This is a genomic window from Propionibacterium australiense (assembly GCF_003666605.1).
Lineage (GTDB): Bacteria > Actinomycetota > Actinomycetes > Propionibacteriales > Propionibacteriaceae > Propionibacterium > Propionibacterium australiense.
Window position 1 is genome coordinate 1 of record NZ_RCIV01000025.1, and the last position, 20,930, is coordinate 20,930.

General features: G+C 67.4%; 19 protein-coding genes and 1 pseudogene. 8 read left to right on the forward strand and 12 right to left on the reverse strand.

Features of this window, described 5'->3' with window-relative positions:
• On the reverse strand, positions 1–342 hold a 342-nt coding region (locus tag D9T14_RS12250), incomplete at its 3' end, for a hypothetical protein (protein WP_220668347.1).
• A 732-nt stretch (positions 343–1,074) separates the two neighbouring features.
• Between D9T14_RS12250 and D9T14_RS12255 the strand changes: the two genes are divergently transcribed.
• Positions 1,075–3,351, forward strand: coding sequence for a Cna B-type domain-containing protein (locus D9T14_RS12255; protein ID WP_170175672.1), 2,277 nt, complete (start codon positions 1,075–1,077; stop codon positions 3,349–3,351).
• Between the two features lie 218 nt (positions 3,352–3,569).
• Positions 3,570–4,268 (forward strand): DUF4253 domain-containing protein, encoded by a 699-nt coding sequence (locus D9T14_RS12260; RefSeq protein ID WP_170175671.1) that lies wholly within the window; start codon positions 3,570–3,572, stop codon positions 4,266–4,268.
• 108 nt (positions 4,269–4,376) lie between these two features.
• On the opposite strand, the gene D9T14_RS12265 is transcribed toward D9T14_RS12260, so the two are convergent.
• On the reverse strand, positions 4,377–5,423 hold the full coding sequence (locus tag D9T14_RS12265; protein WP_232012484.1) for an alpha/beta hydrolase: 1,047 nt from the start codon (positions 5,421–5,423) through the stop codon (positions 4,377–4,379).
• 124 nt (positions 5,424–5,547) lie between these two features.
• On the opposite strand from D9T14_RS12265, the gene D9T14_RS12270 reads away from it, so the two are divergent.
• Complete coding sequence (locus tag D9T14_RS12270) at positions 5,548–6,435, forward strand: LysR family transcriptional regulator (RefSeq protein ID WP_119162811.1); 888 nt, start codon at positions 5,548–5,550, stop codon at positions 6,433–6,435.
• Between the two features lie 69 nt (positions 6,436–6,504).
• Here the strand turns inward: D9T14_RS12270 and D9T14_RS12275 are convergent, their stop codons facing one another.
• Genes D9T14_RS12275 through D9T14_RS12280 form a run of 3 tightly spaced genes read right to left on the reverse strand, consistent with a single transcriptional unit; the run spans position 6,505 to position 8,236 of the window.
• Positions 6,505–6,939 carry a response regulator transcription factor gene (locus D9T14_RS12275; RefSeq protein ID WP_232012483.1) on the reverse strand — a complete coding sequence of 145 codons (435 nt, stop codon included), beginning with the start codon at positions 6,937–6,939 and terminating at the stop codon, positions 6,505–6,507.
• Complete coding sequence (locus D9T14_RS14285) at positions 6,936–7,136, reverse strand: response regulator transcription factor (protein ID WP_232012482.1); 201 nt, start codon at positions 7,134–7,136, stop codon at positions 6,936–6,938. The genes D9T14_RS12275 and D9T14_RS14285 overlap by 4 nt, the downstream gene beginning before the upstream one ends.
• A complete protein-coding gene (locus D9T14_RS12280; protein ID WP_119162812.1) occupies positions 7,133–8,236 on the reverse strand; it encodes a sensor histidine kinase in 1,104 nt (367 codons plus the stop codon). Before D9T14_RS12280 ends, D9T14_RS14285 begins: the two co-directional genes overlap by 4 nt.
• 157 nt (positions 8,237–8,393) lie before the next feature.
• Here D9T14_RS12280 and D9T14_RS12285 point away from each other — a divergent pair, with 157 nt between their 5' ends.
• Genes D9T14_RS12285 through D9T14_RS12295 form a run of 3 tightly spaced genes read left to right on the forward strand, consistent with a single transcriptional unit; the run spans position 8,394 to position 11,668 of the window.
• On the forward strand, positions 8,394–9,353 hold the full coding sequence (locus tag D9T14_RS12285; protein WP_119162813.1) for an ABC transporter ATP-binding protein: 960 nt from the start codon (positions 8,394–8,396) through the stop codon (positions 9,351–9,353).
• Between the two features lies 1 nt (position 9,354).
• Positions 9,355–10,500 carry an ABC transporter permease gene (locus D9T14_RS12290; protein WP_119162814.1) on the forward strand — a complete coding sequence of 382 codons (1,146 nt, stop codon included), beginning with the start codon at positions 9,355–9,357 and terminating at the stop codon, positions 10,498–10,500.
• Positions 10,487–11,668 carry an ABC transporter permease gene (locus D9T14_RS12295; protein ID WP_119162815.1) on the forward strand — a complete coding sequence of 394 codons (1,182 nt, stop codon included), beginning with the start codon at positions 10,487–10,489 and terminating at the stop codon, positions 11,666–11,668. Before D9T14_RS12290 ends, D9T14_RS12295 begins: the two co-directional genes overlap by 14 nt.
• Positions 11,669–11,769: 101 nt before the next feature.
• Here D9T14_RS12295 and D9T14_RS12300 read toward each other — a convergent pair whose 3' ends face one another.
• The 7 genes and pseudogenes from D9T14_RS12300 to D9T14_RS12330 form a co-directional block, all read right to left on the reverse strand.
• Positions 11,770–12,792 (reverse strand): aldo/keto reductase, encoded by a 1,023-nt coding sequence (locus D9T14_RS12300; protein WP_119162816.1) that lies wholly within the window; start codon positions 12,790–12,792, stop codon positions 11,770–11,772.
• A 278-nt stretch (positions 12,793–13,070) separates the two neighbouring features.
• Positions 13,071–14,333, reverse strand: coding sequence for an ATP-binding protein (locus tag D9T14_RS12305; RefSeq protein WP_119162817.1), 1,263 nt, complete (start codon positions 14,331–14,333; stop codon positions 13,071–13,073).
• A 152-nt stretch (positions 14,334–14,485) separates the two neighbouring features.
• On the reverse strand, positions 14,486–15,745 hold the full coding sequence (locus D9T14_RS12310; RefSeq protein WP_119162818.1) for an ATP-binding protein: 1,260 nt from the start codon (positions 15,743–15,745) through the stop codon (positions 14,486–14,488).
• 168 nt (positions 15,746–15,913) lie between these two features.
• Positions 15,914–16,243, reverse strand: a pseudogene (locus D9T14_RS14290) (type II toxin-antitoxin system PemK/MazF family toxin).
• The gene (locus D9T14_RS12320; RefSeq protein WP_119162819.1) at positions 16,230–16,475 is read right to left on the reverse strand and encodes a type II toxin-antitoxin system RelB/DinJ family antitoxin; all 246 of its coding nucleotides are present in this window, start codon (positions 16,473–16,475) and stop codon (positions 16,230–16,232) included. The pseudogene D9T14_RS14290 and the gene D9T14_RS12320 overlap by 14 nt, the downstream one beginning before the upstream one ends.
• A gap of 97 nt (positions 16,476–16,572) precedes the next feature.
• Positions 16,573–17,892: a glutamine-hydrolyzing GMP synthase gene (gene guaA, locus D9T14_RS14295; protein ID WP_119162820.1), complete on the reverse strand. Its 1,320-nt coding sequence runs from the start codon at positions 17,890–17,892 to the stop codon at positions 16,573–16,575.
• Between the two features lie 22 nt (positions 17,893–17,914).
• A complete protein-coding gene (locus tag D9T14_RS12330; RefSeq protein WP_119162821.1) occupies positions 17,915–18,367 on the reverse strand; it encodes a zinc ribbon domain-containing protein in 453 nt (150 codons plus the stop codon).
• A 601-nt stretch (positions 18,368–18,968) separates the two neighbouring features.
• Here D9T14_RS12330 and D9T14_RS12335 point away from each other — a divergent pair.
• Together D9T14_RS12335 and D9T14_RS12340 are read left to right on the forward strand one after the other, a co-directional pair.
• Positions 18,969–19,400 carry a MarR family winged helix-turn-helix transcriptional regulator gene (locus D9T14_RS12335; RefSeq protein ID WP_170175670.1) on the forward strand — a complete coding sequence of 144 codons (432 nt, stop codon included), beginning with the start codon at positions 18,969–18,971 and terminating at the stop codon, positions 19,398–19,400.
• A 34-nt stretch (positions 19,401–19,434) separates the two neighbouring features.
• On the forward strand, positions 19,435–20,838 hold the full coding sequence (locus D9T14_RS12340) for a DHA2 family efflux MFS transporter permease subunit (protein WP_170175669.1): 1,404 nt from the start codon (positions 19,435–19,437) through the stop codon (positions 20,836–20,838).
• The last annotated feature ends 92 nt before the right edge of the window (positions 20,839–20,930 follow it).

Sequence of the window (20,930 nt, forward strand, 5' to 3'; positions counted from 1 at the left end):
CCCCCCCCCCGGCATCCTGATGGGCTCGTCGGACGTCCCGTTGTGCAGGACCAAGCGGTACCGCTCGAAATCGCGCAGTCCATGTTCATTGTTGAAGATGCGAGCCGAAACGGAGAAACCAGAGCGCGTCGCGGGCCAGGGGCGCCATTGTGTACGGATCATCCGGCACAGCTCGATGCCATGCCAGCTCAGGACGGTCCGGCACCGCGCCACATTGACCGCCCACAGTGCGACGGGGACAACGATGAAGACGGCACCCATGACGAAGAAGACCCGGGCATCCCGATCACTCGGCGAGCGGAGAGCATGCACGCCCAGGGCCGCCAGGAGACCGAACACCACGACGAGAACTCCGAAGACGGCGATCCTGGCGTGGACCGAGCGACGGAGGACGATGACGCATCCCCCTGCTGGATCGGGCACCAGCCTCGCCCTCCCCCTCAGAGCAGGGCCCAGGCTCACCATGCCCGGCCCAGGTAGCTCGTGCCGGGGTCCTCAGCCCCTCCCCCGGCTCGTTCAGCCGCCCGTCGGCTCATGATGCTCTCCAACAGTCTCGCGGCCCTCCCCCGCCGTCCGGGTCGAGGCCCCCGTCAATGACCTCACCGCATCAGAACACCAGCCGCTGATCGGTCCAGTCAAGCCCACGAACCAGCGAAGACCCCTGCCACATGGGTGTTACACGATAGACATGGAGAGAACCGGAGGCCGAGCCAGAGACCGTTCGGAGCGCGCCCGATACTCCTGTCCTGAACCCTGGCCGTGAATCACGACCGCCCTCCACGATGACGGTGTTGATGATCTGGGCAGCGAGCACGAGCAGATCTGCTGCCAGACGCCAGACACTGCCGGTGTCCCGCCGGCGAAGTGTCAGCCGTCCGGGCCGGTCGCGGGGAATGGGCTGGGCGAGGCTGGGCTCCACGATGACACCGCGTCCCGCGGGTCGCGCCTCGAAGCGGGTGCGGTGGTGCGCGTGTGTAGCACGGGGATGGCCGGGGGAACAGGTACATTAACCCTGAGCACCCCTGATTTTTCACCCATTCCCAACCCCTGGCAGCACGAGTGAAGGAACCAATGATGAGAAGACGGCTGGGCCGGCTCGCAGGAATACTGCTCCTCCTGGTGGGACTCACCACGTTCGGCAGCGTGACCACGGCGAACGCCGATGGCAGCGATGCCGCCGCGCACTTCCATGCAACGATTACGACGCAGAACGAGTCCATCGCGAATGGCCAGTACGCGGCGTTCACCGTCTCGTACACGCTCGACCGTGGCCAGATCAATGCTGGTGACTACGTGACCGTCACCATCCCGGAGACGCTGAGGAATGTCTCGTTCGCCGTAAGCCAGCAGGTCTTCTCCGGCGTGGAGGACCTGGGAGGTGGCCAGTATCGGCTCATCTTCAACGAGAACGCACCGAACGGCATCTCCGGGTCGTTCTCGATCTCGGCCTTCGGGAACAACAACTCTGATTCGGCCACGACGGCCACGGTGACCGTCGGTGACGCCTCCAAGACGATCACCGTGGGCGCCGGCAGCCACGGCGGCGGCGTGGGGCCGGAGACACGCGGCATCATCAAGTGGGGGTACGAGGGTGACGGCTACACGCAGGACACCTCGAGTTCTGGCGTGTACGACCAGAACAGGGACGTGACCGTCACCTATGCCATCGAGGTCGATCCCCGGATGAGCGTCATGACCGGGGTCGTCGTGACCGACACGCTGCCCGCGGAGATGGTGCTCGACCCGTCCTCGATCAGGATCGTGACCGAATACCCCGGTGACCAGACCGGCCCGGATCTTCCCGCCGATGAGGTCGCGCAGATCGTCTCGATCTCGGGCAACACCATGACGTTCGACTTCGGTGACCGGCTCGACGGCGCGAAGTACTACCGCATCTACTACGACGCGACGGTGCCGGCCGGCACGATGATCAAGCTCACGAACAATTCGAGCATCACCTACGCGGGCCCGAATGGCCCGGACGTCGAGACCTCGTCCTTCACGCTCAAGCCCATGTCCGGTTACAGCAGCTCGCTCGGCTACAAGAGCGTCGACAAGACCGAGATCAGCGATGACCCGGAGGACCAGACGGTCACCTACACCATCACCTTCGAGAACGACCAGGCCTTCGCCGTCGGCGAGATCAACCTCACCGACAAGCTCGACTCCAGAGTCAAGTACGTCGACTCCTACGCCTCGAGCCACTTCTCGCTGAGCTACGACGAGGCCACGAACACGGTGCGCATCACGAACATCGAGGCCATCCCCGCCAGCTCGATACAGACGGTCACCATCGTGACGGACTTCACCGAGGTGCCCGCTGGGACGACCATCGAGAACTCTGTCGGCGGCAACACGACCAAGACGACGAAGGTCACCGGTTCGCTCCCCCTCACCGCCACGAAGACCGTTGACGGGGAAGCACCCGGCGACAAGGTCTTCTCCTTCGATCTGCTCGACGCCCAGGGCGGTGTTCTGCAGACCGCGCGGAACGCCGAGGACGGCACCGTCTCCTTCGCCCCGATCAGCTACGGCAGCGAGGACATCGGTGTCACCCACAGCTACACGGTCCGGGAGAGCCCGGATCAGGAGACACAGGGATACACGGCCGACACGACGGTCTACACCGTGACCGTGACCCCGACCGACGAGGACGGTGACGGGGTGCTGGAGTGTGATCCGGTCATCACCAAGGATGGCGAGCCTTCCGGTGACATGGTGTTCGACAACAAGCTCATCACCACGTCCGTCCAGGTGACGAAGGCCTGGGACGATGCGGACGACGAGGACGGTCTGCGCCCGAGCTCGGTCACCGTCCATCTCTACGCGGATGACCGGGACACTGGGGAAAGCCTCACGCTGACGGCCAAGGACGACTGGACCGGTTCCTTCGACGGCCTGCCCGTGTACACGGACGACGGCAGCCCGATCGCGTACTCAGTGACCGAGGACCCCGTCGAGGGCTACGAGACCAGGCCCTCAGGGGATGCGACGAACGGTTTCACTCTCACGAACGTCCACACCCCCACGTCGTCCAGCAGCCCGACCCCGGAGCCCAGCAGCCCGACTCCCGAGCCCAGCAGCCCGACTCCCGAGCCCAGCAGCCCGACTCCCGAGCCCAGCAGCCCGACTCCCGAGCCCAGCAGCCCTGCTGCGAGTTCGCCCTCTGATGTTCCGAGCAGTAGCTCTCCAGAGGCGACCGACAGCAGCACCGCACCGGCTGCTGAAAGCACCACCTCCGGCAAGCGTCCGGGACGCCTACCGAAGACGGGCGCCGATTCGGCCGGCCTCGCGGTTGGGCTCCTGCTCGTCGCGACTGCCGGTGGCGCTCTCGCACTGCGCCGTCGCTGACGCACTGAGTAGCGACTGACCGCAAGGGCCCCGGCTCAGCCATGGCTGAGCCGGGGCCCTTCATGTGCTGCGGACGCGGAAACCCTGCCCCTAGGATCGGGGACATGCCATTGCGTTCGCCGTCACCAGGAACCGTCCCGCCCGAGGGACCCCTCCGGCTCTGCGGAATCGATCTGCCAGCCGGTGTCCACGCTGGCCCCATCGAGGACGGCGGGATCGTGCCGCTGGCCTGGATGACCGCCGAACCCGTCGAGCCGGAGCCCCTCTTGGGATGGATGCGCCGACTCGCCGCCGTTTTCGGGCAGACCGGGCTCTGGCCGGTTGCCCTTGCCGGTCATTTTGACGACCTGGGGAATCCCTGGCGCAGCGGCGAGCTGCTCGGGCCGGGCAGAAACAGCGACTTCGACGTCGAGGACTTCCTGCTCTCCCCCACCGATCCGCAGGACCTCGCTGATCCCGAGGTGGCGGCCTACCTGGAGACCATCGCCCCCATCGCCACGGTGCACCGGCTCGGCGGCCCGGTCGCCGCTCCACCGGCCGGCGCGGATGAGCTCATCGTTCCCTGGGACGGGACCGACCCGCTGGCCCTGGGCCTCGTTCCGGCCACCTCGCCGGCCGGGGTGCTGAGCGGGCTGGGCTGGCTGGGGCCGACCAACTACGCTCTCGAGGGCGAGGCCATCGCGCGTATCGCGGCCTCGTGGCAGGAGCGTTACCACCTCACCCTGGTGGGTATCGGCTTCGACATGCTCAAGCTCCAGTTCCCACCGCAGGGCCTCACCGGCCCCGAGCTCATGGACCTGCTCGCGGAGGTCTACCGGGTCTGCCCGGACGACTACGAGCAGAGCAGCTTCCGCGACCTTGAGTCGTACATCGATTTCCGGGACCTCTCCCCCATCCTCGGCCTGTGGTGGGACTGAGCTGCTGAACGCAGAACCCCCGGCCATGAGGAATCCTCCGGTCCAGGCACGCAGGGGCCCGCGCAACCTCGTGCGCGAGCCCCTGCGGTGCGGGTCGACCGCTGGTGATCAGACCAGGTGCGTCGTGAGGAACGCGGTGATCCGCTCCCACGGGATCGCATCCTCCTCACCGCCGTCGTACAGGTCGGTGTGGGAGGCGCCGGGGATGGAGACGAACTCCTTGTTGTCCCCCTTCAACCGGGCGAAGGCGTCCTTGCCCATGTAGTAGGAGTGGGCCGCCTCGCCGTGAACGATCATGACGGCGTTCTCGATCTCCTCGATGTAGCCCAGCAGGGTCGCATTCATCAGCGAGGACCCGCCGATGACGGTCCAGCCGTCGTTGGAGTTCAGCGAGCGAGGGTGGTAGCCGCGGGGCGTCTTGTAGTAGGCGTAGTAGTCCCTGACGAAGAACGGCGCGTCCTCGGGCAGCGGATCGACCACGCCACCGGCCATGGCGTAGCTGCCGGAGCGGTAGTCAATGGTGCGCTGCGCGGCCACGGACGCCCGCGTCCGGTTGCGTTCCTCGGCGCTGTTGGCCGCGTCGAAGTATCCCTTGGCGGCGACGCGGCTCATGTCGTACATGGTCGAGGAGACGGTCGCCTTGATCCGCGGGTCGGCCGCCGCGGCGGCCAGCGCCATGCCGCCCCAGCCGCAGACGCCGATGATGCCGATACGCTCGGCATCGACGTCGCCGCGCACGGACAGGAAGTCGACGGCCGCCTGGAAGTCCTCGATGTTGATGTCGGGCGAGTTCATGAAGCGGGGCCGGCCGCCGGACTCGCCGGTGAAGCTGGGATCGAACGCAATCGTGAGGAAGCCGCGCTCGGCCATGGTCTGGGCGTACAGGCCGCTGACCTGCTCCTTCACGGCGCCGAAGGGCCCGCACACGGCGAGCGCGGGAAGCGCCCCCTCGGCCCTCTTCGGCTTGTAGAGATCGGCCGCCAGGGTGATGCCGAAGCGGTTGTGGAAGGTGACCTTCTCGTGATCCACGGCATCGCTGAGCGGGAAGACCTTGTCCCACTCCTGTGTCAGGTCGAGTTGTTCGTTCTGCATGGTCCTCGTCTTCTTCCGCGGCCCCGCTCCTGCGGCACGCCAGGGGCGGCTCGGTGCCGCCACGGCGCGATCCTCGGGGCCTCTGGAACCGATTCTCGCCAACTCTGAGTTATTTCTCTAATGGCAAGTTCGCATGTCAGATATGCTCATAAGGCATGTCACGTCGTTGGGTGAGGAGGCCTCGTCCATGGAGATCCGCACGCTGCGTTCCTTTCTCGCGATCGCCCGTGAGGGGAGCATGACCCGGGCCGCGGAACAGCTGCACCTGACGCAGCCCACGCTGTCCAAGCAGATGAAGACCCTTGAACGGGAGCTGGGCCAGAGGCTCTTCGTCCGCCACAGCTCCAGCGTCGGGCTCACCGACGAGGGGAGACTGCTGCGCGACCGCGCCGATGACCTCGTCCGCATGGCCGACCGCATCGAACGCGAGTTCTCGGCGCTCGATGACGTCACCGGCGGCGATCTGCACCTCGGGCTCGCCGAGTCGCACCAGGTGAGCCTCATCGCCCGCGAGATCCGGCGTCTCAAACGGGCATGCCCGGGGCTGCGTTATCACATCACGAGTGGCGACACCGAGCAGGTGACGGAGAAACTCGACCGGGGCGTCCTGGACTTCGCCGCCCTGGTCGAGGAGCCCGACGATGAGAAGTACGGGCACCTCACGTTCCCCGGCGCCGACGTGTGGGGTGTGGTGGTGCGGGATGATCACGAGCTGGCGAGCAGGAGCGCCGTGACCCTGGACGACCTGGTCGGCGTGCCGCTGTTCTGCTCCGAGCAGTCGTGGCGGAGGGACATCCCCCTCTGGGCCGCCGAGCGTATGCCCCAGCTGCACTTGGAGGGCACCTTCCGGCTCGCCTACAACGGCGCCGTCTTCGTCCGTGAGGGGCTGGGCTGCCTGCTCACCTTCGACCGGCTCGTCGGCACGGGTGAGGGCACCGGCCTCGTGTTCCGGCCGCTGGCCCCCGCGCTCACCACGACGATGCACCTCATCTGGCGCAGGCACCAGGTCTTCTCCCCCATCGCCGAACGCTTCCTGGCCCAGCTGCGCTCCTCTCTGACCGCAGCCGAGCAGTGACGCTCTCCGGCCGCCAGGGGCTCACGGATGGTGGGGTCCCCTCCGGGACCGAGAGGCACGGCCGAACCGTCAGGAACCCGCCCGGTAGTAGAGCACGGCGATCTGGGTGCGGTTGCGCAGCCCGAGTTTGGCCAGCACTGCGCTGATGTGGTTGCGCACGGTGCCCTCGCTCATGAAGAGCCGCTCGGCGATCTCGGCATTGTCCAGGCCCTCGCAGACCGCCTCGATGACCTCGTACTCGCGGTCGGTGAGAGCGCTGAACGCTCCGCTCCTCGCCGCACCGGCCGTGTTCTTGGCGCTCAGGGCGGTGGTGCGTTCGAGGACCTCGTCCTCGAGCACCCTCATCCCTGCCATGACGCCACGCAGGGCCGGGGCGATCCGCGCGACATCCTGCTTGATGAGGTACCCACGGGCGCCCATCCGCAGTGCCCGCACGATGTACTCGTCGTCGGAGAAGGTGGTGAGGAAGACGATGCGTGCCCGCTCGTCGGCGGCCAGGATCAACTCGGCGGCCGCCAGTCCGTCGCCCGGGGCATCTGGATGTCCATGAGCAGGATGTCCGGCTGCTCGCGAGCATAGAGCTCGACGGCCTCGGGGCCGCTGCCGCCGGTTCCGATGACCTCGATGTCGTCCTCTGCGGCCAGGATGGTGGCGAGTGAGCCGGCGACGATGGCGTCGTCATCGACGATGAGCACTCTCATGCGTTCTCCTTCGGGAGGGTGGCGAACACCGTGAACCGGGGGCTGGTGGTGATCCTCAGCACGCCCCCGAGCGACTCGATGCGTTCCCGCATCGAGCGCAGGCCCATGCCGGTGGCGCCGTGCAGCTGCTCGGGGGTGGGTGGGTCTCCGTCGTTGCCGATGGTGATCTGCCAGAACACCGGGTACTCGGTGAGGACGACCCGGGCCGAATCGGCCCGGCCGTGCCGGGCGGCGTTGGTCAGCGCCTCACGGGTGACCGCGACGAGACAGCGCGAGACGGCGGGCGGTGGCTCCCGGTCCAGGGTGCAGTCCACGGTCACGTTCTCGATGCCGCAGCGCGAGCCCAGCACGTTGAGGGATGTCGCCAGGTCCTCGCCCTCGGCCGACAGGGCGTGGACGCTGCGGCGCATCGAGTCCAGCGCCTCGTTGAGTGTGGCGTTCACCTCGCCCAGCTCCGCCATGACGGCCGGTTCGCCCCGGTGGGCGAGCTGCAGCGCCTTCGTCTGGAGAACGAGCCGGGTGAGCAGGTGCCCGACGGTGTCGTGGATCTCGCGGGCGATCCTGGTGCGCTCGGACAAGGTGGCGGCCCTCGTCTCGTGGTCCTGGCTCTCGAGCAGCCGGGCGTTCGAGGCCCGCAGTTCGCCGACCCTCTCCTGCAGGTCGTCCCGCAGGGCGTACAGGCGTTGCCGCGTCGCCTCGCCCTGCGCGGTACGCACGGCAAGGACGGCGGCCAGCGCACAGACGACGGCGCACAGCCCGGCGGCAGGCGGTGAAAGAGCATGCCTCGTCACGGCCGAGAGGACGGGGATGCAGCATGCCGGGAGCAGCCATGCACCGCGTGACCGGACCGTGACGGCACGGAACAGGTCGTGGACGAGCAGGGGCGCACCGGACAGCGACCACGGCGACAGGGCCGCCAGGACCAGGTAGGTGGCCGGTGCGACGACCGCCGCCCGTGTGCTCTCGGTGAGCATGCACGCGCCGCTCACCGCCACCGCGCCGAGCAGCCACGCGATCCCGGCGGCACCGGGCGGGCCGGGCAGCAGCGCCATGACGATGCACCCGCACCCGATGACGCCCTTGTCCGCCAGAACCCTCATGGGGGTGATTATCCGGCACGACGGCGCCTTGCTGGTCCGCTGTCTGGACTCGTGACAGAAGTCATGGGCCCTGACCCATCGCGTGACAGCACTCACTTCTGCGCGCCGCACGCGGCACGGGATGATCATCGCGACGATCCGACAGGAAGGAGCCGGCATGTCCGACGAGGCGGTGTCCGTCAAGGGGCTGGTCAAGCGCTACGGGGAGATGGTCGCGGTGGACAATCTCTCGCTGCACATCCGGACCGGGGAGATCTTCGGCCTGCTCGGGCCGAATGGCTCGGGCAAGACCACCACGATCAACTGCATCCTGCAGTTGCTGAGCTACGACCGGGGTGAGGTCGCCGTCTTCGGCCGGCCGATGACGGCGACCTCCTACGAACTCAAACGGCGCATCGGTGTCGTGCCCCAGGACGTGGCGGTCTTCGACGAGCTCACCGTCGCCGAGAACATCGACGCCTTCTGCGCCCTCTACGTCCCCGACCGCAGGCGCCGCAGGGCTCTCGTCGCGGATGCCATCGACTTCGTCGGCCTCGGCGGGTTCACGAGGTTCCGGCCCAAGAAGCTGTCCGGCGGCCTGCTGCGCAGGCTCAACATCGCCTGCGGCATCGCCCACAGGCCCGAGCTGATCATCCTCGACGAGCCGACGGTGGCCGTCGACCCGCAGAGCCGCAACGCGATCCTCGACGGCATCCGGGGCCTCAACGAGCAGGGCGCGACGATCATCTACACGAGCCACTACATGGAGGAGGTCGAGCAGCTGTGCACCCGCATCATGATCATGGACGAGGGCAGGCGGCTGGCGATCGGCACGAATGACGAACTCAAGTCGATGATCGGCACGGGCGAGCGCATCCGGGTGGAGATCATCGGCACCGAGCCCCTCGCCGAGGGCGTCATCGAGCAGGTGCGGCGCCTCGATCACGTGCGCACCGCCGACTACGAGCCCCCTGAACTGCTCGTCGAGTGCACCTCCGGGGCACACAATCTGTCCGATGTGCTCGGTGTGCTGGCCGACCGGGGCGTCGGCTACGGGCGGGTCACCTCCGAGCCGCCGACCCTCAACGACGTCTTCCTCGAGATCACCGGCCGGGCACTGCGGGACGAGGCGGCCTGAGATGCTCACCGTCGGCAGATACCAGGTACTGCGGCTGCTGCGCGACAAGGTCCTGCTCGTGTGGACACTGGCCTTCCCCGTCATCATGTCGCTGATCTTCATGGCCGCGTTCTCGAAACTCGACGGCTCCTACGAGGCGGACCCGATCGAGATGGGCATCGTCCAGGACAGCGCCTATGAGGCCGCCGAGGGATTCGACGCCTTCATCGGCGCCATCTCGTCCGAGCGGGGCGAGACCCACTTCATCAACACCCACCGGTTCGCCGCGGCGCACGAGGCCGAGGCGGCCGCGAAGAACGGCGACACGGCCGGCTTCATCGCCGTCGAGGACGGCGTGCCGGTGCTGCACGTCCTGCCGAGCGAGACCACGGCGAACACGATCCCGGTGCTGCGCGCGGCCCTCGACTCCTATGCGCAGAGCGCGGCCCAGTACGCCACACTCATGGCGCAGGGCGCCGACCCCGAGCAGATCGCCGCCGCGCAGGTGCAGCACGTCTCCACCCAGCGCGCGCAGATCACCGCGTCCCCCAGCCGCTCGACGGTGCGGTACTACTTCTCGCTGCTCGCCTTCGCCAGCGGTATGGGCATGAACATCTCGATGCTCGCGGTGCAGGAAATCGTGGCCGGGTCCTCACCGCTCGGCGCGCGCCGCACGCTCGCCGGGATCCCGCGGTGGAAGGTGCTGACGGGCACGCTCGGGGCCTCATGGCTGTGCATCCTCGCCTGCCTGCTCGCCGCCTTCTGGTTCATCCGTCTCGTCGTGGGCATCGACTTCGGGACGCACACCGGGCTGTGTCACCTGGCGATCGCCGTCTCCAGCCTGCTGTCCTGCGCCGCGGGCGCCGCCCTGGGGACCGTCCGCGGGCTGAGAGCTGGCATCGTCTCGGGCATCACCTGCCTGCTGTCGCTGTTCACCGGCCTGTACGGCACGGCTGCCCAGCAGCTCGCCGACACGGTGCAGCAGTCCCTGCCCCTACTGGCGCAGCTCAACCCCCTGTGGCAGGCGGCGCACTGCTTCTTCTCGCTGCTCTACTACGACAGTCTCGCACCCTTCGCGCGCAGCTGCGCCGTCATGGCAGCCATGACGTGCCTGTTTCTGGCGATCGCCCTGATCCGGATGAGGAGGATGAGCCATGAGCATCTTTAAGTGCTCGCTGAGGATCATCGCCGCGCACCGCGGCTACATCCTCATCTACCTGTTCCTGCTGAGCATGCTGGGCGTGCTCACGGGTTCCTCCAGCGGGCAGGACGCCGTGCAGGTCCTCGACGAGGTACCCACGGTGGCGGTCATCGACCGGGACGGCTCGCAGCTGTCCCGGGGGCTGGGCACCTACGTCGAGTCCTCGGGCGATCCGGCGCCCCTGGACGACGACAGGCGGGCCATGCAGGACGCCACCGCCCAGAACCGCATCCAGTACATCCTCATCATCCCGAAAGGCTACGAGGAGGAGTTCTGCGATGCGGCCCGCCAGGGCCGGGACGCCCCGGTGCTGGACACCATCGTCAGCTACGAGTCGGCGTCCGGTTCGCTCATGGACGTGCGTGCCCGCGCCTGGCTCAACCAGGTCTACGCCTATCTGTCATCCGGCACTGACGGGCCCGGACGGGCCGTCGCGCTCGCCGAGGAGGCGATGACCCGGGAGGCGCAGGCCGAGCTGATCACCCCCGACAGCACGCCCCTGCCGGACCCCCTCGTCGTCTTCGCCAAGTTCTCCACCTACCCGCTGTTCGCCTTCGCCGTCGTGGCCGTCTCGACGCTGACGACCGCGCTGGGCCGCCGGCCGATGCGCTCACGCATCGACGCGGCACCGGTCAGTGGCCTGACGCGGAGCACGGGCGTGCTGTGCGCCTGCCTGGTCGTCGGCGTCGTGGGCTGGGCCTGGATCGTCGGCCTGGGCCTCACCGTGTTCGGCCCGGAGAACGCGTCCGGCTCCGCGCCGCTGCTGGGCATCGTCGCCCTGGCCCTGCTGGCCTATGTGCTCGTGGCGTCGGCGGTGGGTTTCCTGCTGGGCCAACTCGGTCTGGGAGAGAACGCATCGAACGCCGTCGCGAACATCGCGGGCATGACCCTGTCCTTCCTGTCCGGCACCTGGGTCCCGGTGGACTACATGCCCAGTGCGGTCATCTCGGCGTCCCGGTTCACGCCCTGCTACTGGGTCAATCAGGCCATCACCGGTGCCGCCGATTCGGTGTCGACAGCCACCGGATCGCTGGCTCCGCCGCTGGCCGACTGCGGGGTGTGTGCCCTGTTCGCGGTGGCCGTCCTGGTGACCGGTCTCGCCCTCGGGCGCTCCCGGTCGAGCGCCTCGCTGTGACCGCGCTGGCCTGCCGGCCAGGTTCTCGCCCCTCCCGCGCCCGGGGTGGTCGTGCTGAAGAACACCTTCCCCGTGCGCGCGGCGGAAACGACGATCGACCCTCACGAACGCCGCGGCGGCTCCTGGAGGCCCCCGGCCAGGGCTTCCTCGCCGGGGCGGGCGAGCGGCCCGACGAGTTCGTGCGGCAGATAGGGCTCCTCGAGGTAGGCCACCTCGTCGGCGGTGAGCTGCACGTCGAGGGCTCGCACCGCGTCGTCGACCCTGCTCGGCTTCGAGCAGCCGACGATGGGGGCGGCGACGCCCCTGGCCCAGTGCCAGGCCAGCGCGATGTCGGACATCGGCACCTGGTGCCGCTCGGCGAGTTCGGCGACGCGGGTGACGATGGGCATGTCGGTCTCGCGGTCGCGGTCGTACTTGCTGCGCATCGTGGCATCGGTGGTGGAGCGGACGCTGTCGGAGTCCCAGGTGGGGCGGGTCAGGTGTCCCGAGGCGAGCGGGCTGTACGGGGTGAGGGACATGCCGTACTGGCGGCACACCGGGATCATCTCCCGCTCGTCCTCACGGTAGAGCAGGTTGTAGTGGTTCTGCATGCTGGAGAATCTGGTCCAGCCGTTCTGGTCGGCGACCACCTGCATGGTGTGCAGCTGGTAGGCGTACATGGCGCTCGCCCCGAGGGCGCGGACCCGGCCGTCCTGCACGAGGGCGTCGAGGGCCGCCATGGTCTCCTCGACGGGCGTGTCGTAGTCGAAGCGGTGGATGATGTACAGGTCGAGGTAGTCGGTGCCCAGGCGTTCGAGTGTTCCGGCGATCTCGCGTTCGATGGCCTCCCGCGATAGGTGCCCCTCGTTGAAGTAGACCTTCGAGGCGAGCACGACGTCCTCGCGGTCGACGCCCAGGTTCTTCAGCGACTGTCCGATGAACTCCTCGCTCGTGCCGTGGGCGTAGACGTTGGCGGTGTCGAAGAAGTTCACCCCCAGTTCCAGGGCGCGGGCGATGACGGCCTGCGTGGCGGGCTGGTCGATGACCCACTGGTGGAAGTCGGGGAAGACCTTCCCGAAACTCATGCCGCCGATGCACAGCCGCGGGATCGTGATGTCCGTGGCGCCGAGCCTGGTGTACTCCATGTCTCCTCCTGCCGGGTGAAGCAGGCCACGCGCAGGGCCCCGGCCACCGGCCCAGCACGGCGTCGGCTTCGGACGAAGCCGGGTCCGGCGAGTCGGTCTGCCACGACCATGTCGCAGGTCTCACGTCGTCTTGGGAGGGGATCGTACGGTCCGGGGAAGGTCGTGGTCAACAGCCCGACGGATACAAGCCTTCTTAGTGGGCGCCCCGCGGCCTCACAGGTTTTTGACGAGCGCCCTCTTCAATGATCACCGAGGTCGGCGCCAGGACGAGCACACCGCTACGGGCACAGCGCGCCGAGCGGGAAGGTGAGCGTACCGTCCGGCAGGCGCATCGTCGGTCCGTCCGCGGTCACGACGGCGGTGAAAACCGGCGGAGATGTGCGGTCGACGTCGATGTCCGCCACGAAGGCGGCGAGCGAGGCCTGTGCCTTCGGGATCTGCCGCTGACCGAGCTTGACCTCGAAAGCGGCCCAGTGGCCGTCGTCGAACTCAACGACGGCGTCGGCCTCCTTGCCCGACTTGTCGCGGTAGTGGTAGACCCGCCCGCCCCGCAGTTCGGCGAAGGTCTGCAGGTGCTGGACGACCAGGGACTCGAACCACAGGCCCGCCGTCTCCAGGTCCTGCATGAGGCGTTCGGCAGAGGTCGCGGTGATGGCCGCGGCCAGGGCCGGATCCACGAAGTGCAGCTTCGACGAGGTGCGCACGGCGTAGCGCGACCGCAGGTGCGGTGCCCAGGCCGGTTGCTCCTCGACGATGAAGAGGCGTTTGAGCGCATTGACATAGCCGACGGCGGTTTCCGCGCTCAGCGTCCGTGCGCTCACGTCCCGTGCGATGGTGGTGAACGAGGCCTCTGTGGCGACATGGCGCGCCAGTGAACGCAGGAGCGCGCGCAACCGGATCGGGTCACGCCGGGGCTCCCCGTCGAGTCGTCCCACGTCGATGGTGACGAGGTCTTCGACGTAGTCGCGCAGATGTCGCTGCGCCTGAGCGGTAGAGGCGTCGAGATCACCCGGCCAACCGCCGTGGACCAACGCGTCCAGGGCCTCCCGGACGCTCGTACCGGAGTCGATCACGGGTGACGGTTCCTCACCGTCGAACAGCGCCGCCAGTGAGACGTCTCCGCTGCCCAGGCCGCGTTCGAACAGGGTCATGGGCCGCAACCGCACCCTTGAGATGCGGTGGGCCCCGGAATGGCGCGCGGCATCCTCTGCGGGTACGGAGGAGCCGGTGAGGATGAACTGCCCGGGGCGCCGCCTGGCGTCGATCTCCCGGCGCACCGTGTTCCACAGAACCGGCGCGAGTTGCCACTCGTCGATGAGCCTGGGGGTATCGCCCTCCAGTAGCAATACGGGATCGAGTTCCAGAGCGGCACGAACCTGCGGCAGGCCGGAGTCCAGGGCGACCTCAGAGGCCGCGTGTTGCCGGCCCGTCATGGTCTTCCCGCAGGCGCGCACTCCTTCGATGAGCAGGCCGCCCGAGTAGCCCAGGACATCGTCGACAAGTGCGTCGACGACGCGGGGACGATAGCTCACATCCCCCATGGTCTTCTCCCGTCGTCACGCAGAACCCGGCATTTGGCGTCATTCTAACCGGGCATGTGGCGCCTTCTCAGCCCTTGATGTGGCGCCACGACGCACGGGGGATTCCCCCGATCAAATGCACCTGTCACCGATGCCCGAACGCGTGCCACCGGTCACCGGCACAGGCAGGCCAGGGGTATGACGAGAACACCGTCGTCGCGGCGGTAGGCGGTCGCCCCAGCGGTGATCACGGCGAGGAAGGAGGGCTCCCCCATGCGGTCGACATCGACGCGGTCGCGCAGTCGTCTCAGGTGCGCGGCGGCCTCATCGAGCTGGCGCGAGCCGAGTTTGACCTCGAACGGGGCCCAGCGGCCGTCCGCGAGGACGACGACGGCGTCGGCCTCCAGGCCGGTCTTGTCACGGTAGTGGAAGAGCGTCCCGTCGATGGCCTCGGCGTAGACCCGCAGATCGCGCACACACAGCGACTCGAACTGCAACCCGAAGGTCTCGAAGTCCCGCAGCAGATCGGCCGGCGCCCACCGCATGACCGCGGCACCGATCGACGGGTCGACGAAATGCCGGGTGGGGCTCGTACGGAGCGCGGTGCGGGAACGCAGCGCAGGGTTCCAGGACGGCAGGTCCTCGATCACGTACGCCCGGGCGAGCGCATCGAGATAGTCGCTCACTGTGTTGGGCGCCATGGCGGCATCATCGACGGCGAGGTCCGCGGCGATCGTCGCCTGCGAGGCCTGGGTGGCGATGTGCCGGGCATAGGCGCGCATGAGCGCACGCATGCGGGTCGCACTGCGCGAGACGCCATCCATGCGCGCGACGTCGGAGTCGATGAGTCCCTCGACATAGGTCCGCGCGAGGCGCCCGGCCGGAACGGCGGCAGTGACAGCGGCGGGCCAGCCGCCCCGGCACAGGACCCGGGCGATGTCCTCGACGTCGAGCGGGGACATGCCGGCGACATCCGTGTCACCGTCGAAGAGCGCCTGCAGGGAGACCTGGTTGCTGGATTCCAGCGACTCGGAGAGGGTCATGGTCCGCATGACGAGCCCGGCGATTCTCCCGACACCCGAGTGCGCACCCTCGACTGTCGGGGTCGACGAACCGGTGAGGATGAACTGCCCCGGCTCGCCCCGGCGATCCACCGCGAAACGGACGGCGTCCCACAGCTGGGGCGCCATCTGCCACTCGTCGATGAGTCGCGGCGTCGCGCCTTCAAGAAGCGCGGAGGGCTTGGCATCGGCGAGCGCGAGGTAGGACTCGCTGCGATCGGGGTCCTGAAGGTAGACGACGCTGTTGGCCTGCTGCAGTGACGTCGCCGTCTTGCCGCACCACTTGGGGCCCTTGACCTGCACGGCGCCATTCGCCGTGAGAGCCGCGGCGAGCATCTCGTCGGCCACTCGTTTCAGGTACCGAATGGGCATCGCCAGCCTCCTGTTGAACGCCCTTGTCACCTCAAGATGACTTACGCAAATTTACCACCCATTGCGTCAGTTGGACCGTTTTCGTTGCGCGAGTTGGACCGTATTGGTTGCGTCAGTTGGCCGTCAGGACAGTCCGCAACAGCCAGTCGAGCTCGGGCACGTTGCAACTCAGGCCTGCCCCAAGCCCAGGACAGCGATGAGCTGCCGCGAGACTTCGGCCATGTCCTCCTTGTCCAGGATGCCAACTCGCTTTCCGAGAAGCTGTTTGTCCACGGTCACGATCTTGTCAGTCATCACGTAGCTCGGCTTCGCAAGTCCGTTGCCCTCACTCGGTTTGACGAGGACTCACGTCGGGATGCCGCTCGAGTCGAAGCCAGTGAAGAGGCAGAGGACGACCGAGCCGAATCCCGGGAACTCCTCGCTCTGCACGACAACGACGGGTCGTGCCTTGCTCGCATACGCGTCGTCCCGCAGCGTCCATACCTCACCGCGCTTCATTGATCGCCTTCAGGGAGAGGTCGGTTGCGAACCTGGTGGCATCCTCCTCGGTGGCGAACGGCTCGACATCCTCAGAGAGGCGCACATCATAGGGGAAACCACGGTGGCTGTTGAAGGCGGTCACGAACATGCGTAGCGCATCCGCCGGGGTGGTGCCGAGCCTCCTCGTGGTCTCCTTGAAGAGCTCCGCCTGCTCCGCGTCAACTCTCGTGGCTATCTGCCTCGTTGCCATGAGATGCCTCCTCCCACTAAGACACATCATATAAGCAATACGGTGCAAAACATAACAATATGTTAGCGTTAGTCAGCACCCAGAAAGCCGCTGGCTGTCACTCCCATTCGATGGTGCCCACGGGCTTGGGGGTGAGGTCGTAGGCCACACGGCACACGCCGGGCACCTCGGCCAGGATGCGAGCGGTGATCTGTTTCATGAGCGGCCAGTCGAGTTCGGGCACCTCGGCGGTCATCGCGTCGACCGTGTTGACGCAGCGGATGATGACGGGCCAGTCGAAGGCGCGCCTACCGTCGCGCACGCCGGTGGCGCGCATGTCGGGCACGACGCAGAAGTACTGCCAGATGTCCAGTCCGGCGGCCTCGATCTCCTCACGGACGATGGCGTCGGCCTCGCGCAGCGCCTCCAGCCGGTCGCGGGTGATCGCGCCGAGGCAGCGCACCCCCAGGCCGGGGCCCGGGAAGGGCTGGCGCTCCACCATGGCCTCGGGCAGGCCGAGCCGACGCCCGACGACGCGTACCTCGTCCTTGTAGAGCAGCTTGACGGGCTCGACGAGTTCGAAGTCCATGCCCTCGGGCAGGCCGCCGACGTTGTGGTGGGCCTTGACTCCCCTGGCGGACTCGAGGATGTCGGGGTAGATGGTGCCCTGCCCCAGGAAGCCGATGCCCTCGAGCTTGGCGGCCTCCTCGGCGAACACGTTGATGAACTCGTTGCCGATGATCTTGCGCTTGGCCTCGGGCTCGGCCACGCCCTCCAGCAGGCCGAGGAAACGGTCGGCGGCGTCGACGTGAACGAGGTTCGCGTCGAACCCATCCCTGAAGACCTCGACAACCTGCTCGGACTCGCCCTTGCGCATGAGGCCGTGGTTGACGTGGACGCACACCAACTGCCTGCCGATCGCCTTGATGAGCAGGGCGGCGACGACGGAGGAGTCGACACCGCCGGACAGGGCCAGCAGCACCCTGCCGTCACCGACCTGCGCGCGAACGGCCTCGACGGCCTCGGCGATGAAGGCATCCGCCAGCTCGGGTGTGGTGATCCGCTCCATGTCGTCGGGGCGCTTGTTGGAGTTGAGGTTCATGGAAGTCTCTTTCCTCGGTGAGGGGTCGGTCACGGTACCGCCGCCCACGGGGACAAACGTTGTGCGGCCCACCCCCACCCAGTGGCGCCCGGGCCTGCCGGTGACGGGCACCACCCGGTTGACCTCCGGGACGGCGTTGGTGATGCGGGCCAGCCCGTCATGAAGCAGGTGCGTCCAGTCTGCAGCCATGGCGTCCTCGCTGCTCACCGGTCGCAGTCTAACCGGATGCCCGCAGGCGCGGTGGCCTCCTACTCGCCGCACTGGTCCCCGGCCCGCCCCAGCCGACCGCGCCGGGGGCGGCACGAGGGGGCCCGGAAGCAGACCGCATCCAGCCACCCCATCCGCCGTGACGACGAGACTACTGATCCCTCCAGCGGCGCAGCTGGGGCAGGACGGCAGTCATGTAGGAGATGGCCTCGTCCTGCGAGATGTGGACACCCTCGGCCATGTACGGCGCGCTGTGCTCGATGAGCTCATCCAGGGTCTCCGGGCCGACGAAGGCCCCGTCCTCGTAGCACCAGGCGCAGTAATCCTCGGACCTGGTCCCATCGGCCTCGAGGCCGTGCTGCTCCTGCCCCGGGATGGGCATGCCACAGCTCTGGCAGTGCGGGCCGGGCGGCGCCTCCAGCAGCCGGGTCACCGGAACGTCGAGCGCAGACGCCAAGAGCTTGCACATGTCGATGCCCGGGGTGGTGGCCCCGGTCTCCCAGCGCGAGACCGCCTGCCGGGTCACCATGACCCTGTCCGCCAGCTCGCTCTGGGTCAGCCCCCGTGACTCCCGAACCTGGCTGATGACCTCTCCGATGGACATCTCGTTCTCCTTCCCGGCGGCCCCTCGACCAACCGCTGACACAAGAAAAGCGCGGGCATGTTGCACCGTCAAGCAACGATCTGTTTCCCTGGCCCGTCAGTCTCACAGACCCGGCGCCAGGTGGGCGCCAGGGCCGGTCGCGCGTCGCGCACCCTTGGGCAGGGAGCAGGACACACGCATCGGACGGACCAGAACCAGCTGCACAATCGCGAGCAGCTCAGGTGCGCCGGGAATCGCCCGGGATACGCATCCATGTCAGCAGGAATGAGGCTTATTCACAGCCTCAATGAATGAGGTCATGGCTAGGGATTTCATCACTCTCTGAGCCTCTGTGAATAAGCTTTAATGATACCGCGCTTCACCGGCAGCATCCGTTTCGGATTCTTCACTCCCGGCGACCACGACCGGAGGTTGGCATGGACCGCAGAGCAGGGGACTGTCTGACTGAGATGGGCAGGCTGGACAAGCCCTTCCTCTCCCTCAACCGCGGTCAAGCACCGTTTGGAGTTCAGCACGCAGACTGACCTCCAGGGAGACCTCGTCTTGACATTAATATATAACATGTTATATGTTTGTCGGTGGTCTCAGTCTAAGGAGCCACATGACGAATCGGAGCATGTCGGGCGAACTCAAGGCGCTCGACATCGCGCTGGGCAAGGCGATGTCCCAGGCGCTCGCGGCCGGCCCCGTCCCCTATGGCCAGGCAGGGGTCCTGCAGTTCCTGAACGAGCATCGAGATCGCGGCGTCTCCCAGCGCCAGATCGAACGGCACTTCGGTATCTCCAACCCGGCGGCATCGGGCATCGTCAAGCGCCTCGAGGCCAAGGAGTTGGTGCAGGTGACCGTCGACCCGGCGGACCGCCGCCGCCACAACGTGTCCATCACCCCGGACGGCATCGAGGCGATGCGGAAAGCCGACGAGTGCATCGCACTGGTGGACGAGCGCATCTTCGCCGGGCTCAGTGATCGGGACCGCGCAGAGGCACGCCGCCTCGTCAGCCTCATGAAGAAGAACCTGACCCAGAACTCATAAGTTCATGCCCACACATCATCGCCGAGAACACACCATGACAGACACGAGAAAGAGCGCCACGGCGCAGCGTGGGACAACGAGCACCGTGACAGTTGCGCTCCTGGTGCTCGCCGGATTCCTCTGCATCTTCAACGAGGCGGAGATGAACATCGCCCTGCCCACCGTCAGCCAGATCTACGGTGTGCCCGTCACCGTCACACAATGGCTCACGACGGGTTACATGCTCGTGACGGGCACGTTCATGCCGCTGTCGGCATTCGCCATGGGTCGCTTCGGCTCACGGCGATGCGTCCTCGGCTCCCTGGGGATTCTCCTCGTCGGCATCCTGGTGTCCGCCACCTCGTCGTCGTTCCCCGTCCTGCTGGCTGGGAGACTGCTCCAGGCGCTCGGCGCGGCCTTCTTCATCCCCGTCATGATGGCGGTGGTCATCACGGTGGCGCCGCGAGACAAGCTCGGCACCTACAACGGGCTCATGATGCTCGTGCTCATGGCGGCTCCGGCACTGAGTCCGACGATCTCCGGCGTGATCCTGTCCACGATCGGGCTGCGCTGGACGTTCCTGTGCATGGTTCCCCTGCTCGTCGCGATCATCCTCTGCGCCGCAGTCCTGCTGAAGGAGGTACTGGAACCGAAGGACGTGACGGTCGATGCCCTGTCGGTGGCGCTGTCCATCATCGGGTTCGGCGGTGCCGTGTTCGCCGTGGGCAACGCCGCCTCGGCCGGTTTCCTCGCCCCCAGCACGCTGGTTCCGCTGGCGGTGGGTGCCGTCGCGATCGTCGTCTACGCACGCCGGCAGCTGAGGGCGCGCACTCCCCTGCTCAATCTGAGGATCCTCGCGAACAGGCGGTACCGCACCAGCCTCGTCATGATCGTGCTCGTGCAGATGATCCTGTTCGGCACGATCCTGGTGGCCCCGCTGTTCCTGCAATCCGCCTGGGGGTACAGCGCATCCCAGGCGGGATTGATCATGCTTCCCGGTGGCGTGGTGACCGCTGTCGCGAATCTTCTGGCGGGGATGATCTACGACCGTTTCGGCACGAGGGCCGTGCCCTTCGGGCTCATCGGGTCGGCAGTGGGTTACCTCGGCATCGCGGCCTGCATGGCGGGCGCGCCGAAACCCGCGGCGTTCGTGGTCTTCTGCGCGATCTACTCGGGGGCGTTGCCGTTCGCCATGACCGCGTTGACGACGAACGGGCTGGGGAGCCTGAACACCCGCGAGTACCCGGATGGCTCGTCGCTCAACAACACGCTGCAGCAGATCGGCGGTTCGGTCGGCACGGCGGTGTTCACGATCGTGGTCTACCACGCCTATGATGTCCTCGGTGAGGCCCAGCCCACGCCGCTCGTGACGGGCTCGATCGCGTCATTCGTGCTCTCGGCCGCGGGCGCCATGGGGCTTCTCGCCGCGTTCGCCGCCCTGCGCAAGCACCTGAGCTGACGACAGCCCAGCTCGCCCGGACCGACCCGCCATGCCGACAACGATCATGATCCGGGACGGAACCGCAGGCCAGCTCGACAGCTGTCGGCCGA